Consider the following 1,414-nt stretch of genomic DNA (forward strand, 5'->3'; position numbering starts at 1 on the left):
AATTTTCAGCGTTGCTGGCTCCCCGTCAGCCGGATTGGGTTGCATCGCAGGGGTGTCGAAAGAGTCAACTGCGGTCCAAAGCTGTTGGACTTGGGTGAAAAGGGCGTTTATTCTTCCTATACGTTGTCGGCAGCGGGCCAAAAAGGAATACGTCCATGCCCATCGAGGTGAAACCGGCTGTGAGCGCGGGTTCAAGCATATAGCCCGACAGGCGCGTATCCTTGCCGATCACGACACGATGGCGGTGGTCACCGCGACGAAAGACACGGCCAGCCGCCATGCCGACGCGCAAGGCGGTTTCCGCCGTCATCGCGCCTTCGTTGGCTTTGCCACGAATACCGTCTGTGCCGAAATATTTGCGCACCATAAGGTCGATTATCCTGTCGTCGGGTCGCCCTCAAAGGGGACATGCCTGCTGAACCGCGAATATAGAGAAATATCCCGAATGTGCAGTTAACGAATTCTTGCGGTTTCTTTCAGCGCCGCCAATACCGCCAGCCCGTCGCGCAAGGGGCGCGGCTCGTGTGTGCGGATGAAGTCAGCTCCACCTGCGGCGGCGGCAAGCTCTGCAGCGAGTGTCGCGGCCCCGACATCCCCCGGACCACGGCCTGTGAGCGCGCGCAGAAAGGATTTGCGCGAAACAGACAGAAGCACCGGCAAATCGAAGCGCAGCCGCAATTCATCGAACCGCGCCAGCACCGAGAGCGAGGTTTCGGGAGCAGCCCCCAGAAAAAACCCCATGCCGGGATCAAGGACAAGGCGGTTGCGTTTGATACCGGCACCCGTCAGCGCCGCGATGCGCGCGTCAAAGAACGCCGCAATGTGATCCATGATGTCGCCAGCGGGTGCCTCGCGCCGATCTGCCTGCCCGTCTTGCACCGAATGCATAACGACGAGTTTGGCAGATGATTTCGCCAATTGCGGATAGAACGCAGCGTCTGGAAAACCGCGAATATCATTGAGATAGGCCACACCACGCGACAAGGCATAGGCTTGCGTCGCGGGTTGATAACTGTCGAGCGAGACGGGAATGCCATCTGCCTTGAGCGCGTCCAGCACCGGCGCGATACGCGCGATTTCTGTGTCGGACGAAACAGGCGCGGCGTCGGGATTGCTGGATGCCGGACCGAGGTCGATCACATCTGCCCCCTCGGCCATCAGCTTACGCGCCTGCGCAATGGCTGCGTCTGGCGCCAGATACCGGCCTCCATCGGAGAAACTGTCCGAGGTTATGTTGACGATGCCGAAAATGATGAGCGATTTATTCATGGGGGCTTCTATAATAATCTCTGTACACGACAAAAATAGATAACTCATTGAAATAATGTCACAATAATTGTTTTCTAACGACGAATACTATGACACATCTCAATGAGTTATATCTTATCTTAAACAAATCTCTAAAATGGAACAA

The 1,414-nt window shown here is 56.4% G+C and carries 2 protein-coding genes; both read right to left on the reverse strand.

The genetic code is table 11. The features are described from left to right. Window positions 1-64: 64 nt before the first annotated feature. Window positions 65-367, reverse strand: a complete 303-nt coding sequence (locus tag FTV50_RS16535) for a phosphoglucosamine mutase (RefSeq protein WP_000251875.1) — start codon at window positions 365-367, stop codon at window positions 65-67. Between the two features lie 86 nt (window positions 368-453). Continuing rightward, window positions 454-1,269 (reverse strand): sulfonamide-resistant dihydropteroate synthase Sul2, encoded by an 816-nt coding sequence (gene sul2 / locus FTV50_RS16540; RefSeq protein ID WP_001043260.1) that lies wholly within the window; start codon window positions 1,267-1,269, stop codon window positions 454-456. Window positions 1,270-1,414 lie beyond the last annotated feature (145 nt).

The sequence above is a fragment of the Acinetobacter sp. YH1901134 genome (assembly GCF_013416965.1).
GTDB lineage: Bacteria > Pseudomonadota > Gammaproteobacteria > Pseudomonadales > Moraxellaceae > Acinetobacter > Acinetobacter amyesii.

Excerpts from the sequence above, each read along its gene's own strand:
- FTV50_RS16535 (WP_000251875.1), bottom strand. The coding sequence starts at position 367 with ATGGTGCGCAAATATTTCGGCACAGACGGTATTCGTGGCAAAGCCAAC.
- sul2 (WP_001043260.1), bottom strand. The coding sequence starts at position 1,269 with ATGAATAAATCGCTCATCATTTTCGGCATCGTCAACATAACCTCGGAC.